The sequence below is a fragment of the Cupriavidus sp. L7L genome (assembly GCF_004353535.1).
GTDB lineage: Bacteria > Pseudomonadota > Gammaproteobacteria > Burkholderiales > Burkholderiaceae > Cupriavidus > Cupriavidus oxalaticus_A.
Window position 1 is genome coordinate 1 of sequence record NZ_SMNY01000207.1, and the last position, 2,712, is coordinate 2,712.

Annotated in this window: 4 protein-coding genes; all 4 read right to left on the bottom strand. The window is 59.8% G+C overall.

Translation table 11 applies throughout. The features are described 5' to 3' along the window. Positions 1 to 238, bottom strand: a 238-nt coding sequence (locus tag E1J61_RS37180) for a hypothetical protein (protein ID WP_207951327.1), incomplete at its 3' end; no start/stop codon positions are given. Between the two features lie 18 nt (positions 239 to 256). Beyond that, the gene (locus tag E1J61_RS37185; RefSeq protein ID WP_133098696.1) at positions 257 to 952 is read right to left on the bottom strand and encodes an ankyrin repeat domain-containing protein; all 696 of its coding nucleotides are present in this window, start codon (positions 950 to 952) and stop codon (positions 257 to 259) included. Between the two features lie 51 nt (positions 953 to 1,003). After that, positions 1,004 to 2,188: a hypothetical protein gene (locus E1J61_RS37190; protein ID WP_133098697.1), complete on the bottom strand. Its 1,185-nt coding sequence runs from the start codon at positions 2,186 to 2,188 to the stop codon at positions 1,004 to 1,006. A 10-nt stretch (positions 2,189 to 2,198) separates the two neighbouring features. After that, on the bottom strand, positions 2,199 to 2,712 hold a 514-nt coding region (locus tag E1J61_RS37195; protein ID WP_243737145.1), incomplete at its 5' end, for a DNA topoisomerase.

Below are 2,712 nucleotides of genomic sequence, written 5' to 3' on the forward strand. Positions count from 1 at the left end.
CGATTGTTGGCGTGTCATCCTGCGCGTTCGGATCCTGATACAGGAACTTACCGGCCGCCTCCAGACGGGAAATCACGCGCGCGGCCTTCCCACAAGGATGGAAAGGTTTCTCGTCCCATCCACCTGTGTAGTTCATGAGATCGCGTAGGGCTCCTGCCAACTCCGAGTATGTTGGCAGGCCGACGTCTTTGAGATGCGCATCGGCGTTTGCGATGCCTGCGGTCGTAGCTGGGTTCATATTCTCTATCTCACCAGGTCACATGCGGTGTGCGGGAGGCTTGGAATGGGTTGCTTGAGCGGGCGCATCCGACCCAGATCGAAATCGAGCCAATGCCGAATTCGTCAGCGCGGCGGCGCGCTCGCGCAGCCAGGCGTCTGCCGACTTAGCAAATCCGAAAGTCCGGGTGATCAGGTCGGACGGCGTCACGCCGCTGTCGCTCGTCGCCTCCGGATCCGCGCCTGCCATGACCAGCGCTTTTGAGCTTTCCACGCTGCGGGTAGCAGCAAAGTGCAGCGGGGTGTGCCCATACACATCTCGCGCGTCGATCTCGGCCCCGAAATCGATCAGCGCCTTGAGCACTTCCTCGTTGTTGTTCATCGCTGCCTTGTGGAGTGCCGTCGCACCTTTCCGCAGGCCTGGATACTCCTTTTCCATCCGGGCGGTCGTGGTCGCGCCGCTATCGATAAGCATATGCACGCTCTTGGCGTCCCTCGCCATATGCAAAAGGGGCATGCCATCCACCACGGCCCGCACGTTGGCCCCCTTGTCGATGAGGTGCTGTGCCAGAACATGATCCTGATTGAGAATCGCGTACGCCAGGATCGGCGTCCCACGCCACAGCGAGCTTTTCACGTTCGCATCAAATCCGCCCTCCTCCATCAGTCGGAGAATCTCGCCGCGGTCCCCTTCGATTGCCGCTTCGAACAGCTTGTCTTTCGTGCTCTTGAACACTCTCTACTCCAGTCAAGGCGCGGTCCATCGCGCCGGTAGTTGCAACGGATCTTATGCCTTCAGGCGCGGACGCTGGACCACCTGTTCGCGCTCGAGGTCGTACCGATCCCCTGTGACAATGTCCATGGGTTGCGCATCCGCGCCGAAGGCTGACCGCATCTCCGCGAACTGCTCGGAAGACGGCTTTCGACCGGCGTTGATGGCACGGTATTGGGCGAGAAAGTCGGATACCTCAGCTTCCCGGACCTTCGCGCTCAGCGCGATATCGAATGACTTTCCAGCGAACTTCCAAAGGTCGAGGACAGGCTGCGGGGGCACTTGCCGATTGCTGAGCCACCGGACTACACCCGCTTCCACCTGGGCCTTCGATTCGAAGCCATCGAGGACTCGTTGCGCCTCCTTGGCGTCATTCGGAATCCTTGGCGATAGGTACTTTTGGATGTACTCCGTTCGCACTTCCGGGATATCGCCGTCAAGAAGTCGCGTCACGGTATGGGACCTGCCATAGTCTGGACACGTCCACGACTCGCCGACTTTCAGACTCCGAATCCGCTCGATGTCTTCTTGCGAATAGCCCGCATCGGTAGTGAAGTCCCGTTCTAGCTGCACCTTTTCGCCAGGCTGCTCGAAGCTGGCGTCCCACCGCGCCGAGAACAGCTTCATCGTTAGCGGCTCCAACTGTAGTGCGCCGACCTGGTCGGCGTCCCTTCTCATCGGATCTTGTTGGGTGTCCATGTTCATTCCTATGGCGGTTGAGATGAGTTGCTTGACGGCGTTCTTGCCAGCGACTTCCTGCTCTAGCTCCTCGATGCGGTCATGCAGAGCATTGAGTCGGTCGAAGTCGGTGGGATCGCCACGCGTGGCCGCTTTGATAAGTGCATCACGCTCGCTCCTGGCAAGCTCCAACTCCGCCCCAGCCTCAACGACAGCTCGATCAGGCACCGAGACCATCGGGAGACTGCGCCGCCAAGCGGCCCCCTCTTCAGTGAGCATCCCGAACTCGATTTCCTGCCCGGGATACGCGTCTTGGAGAGCGTGAGCCAGTGCAGTGCCGATCCCTCGCCGCCGATGCGCTTCGCTCACTTCGATAAGGGAGATCTTCGGGACGCCCTGGAAGCAGGAGTAATCAAGATGTCCGACACGTACTTCGCCCATGCGTGCTTCAAGCGTGTAGTCGTCCTGGCCGTGGTGCGCGCCGCGGTGGATAGCGCGAATCTGCAGCACTGATTTCGCCATGGTTCGCAACTCAGGAATGGCGCATACGGGATGCCGCACGATCCGCCGGCGAATCCTCCGCCTTGGCGTCTTCGTCATGCTGCTCATCAACAGCCTTCCAGCCTTGCACGGTCGTCTGCTTCCACGAGGACGCGAATACATCCGCGCCATAGTCGGCTTCCAGCTTGTTGTCGATGAATTTGTGCTTCGGATAGAACTGCGCCATGTAACGACGCGCCACTGAGTCGAATACCTGCTGCTCTTGCTTCGAGAGCCCAGAAGCAATTTCCCCGGTCGGTATGATCGCGTGGTGCGCAGAAACCTTGGCGTCGTTCCAGCACGCGTACTTGATGCTCGGACTGCTACCGCTCGCGAGTTTGGTATAGATTTGGGAGACCCCCTTGAGGACGCTCGGGGCCTCTGCGTGCATGGACTCTGGGAGGAACTGGCAATCGGTTCCCACGTAGGAAACCATCTTGCGGTTCTGATAGAGCGATTGGGTCGCGGCGGACGTTTCCTTGGCCGACATGCCGTGCTTCGCTGAC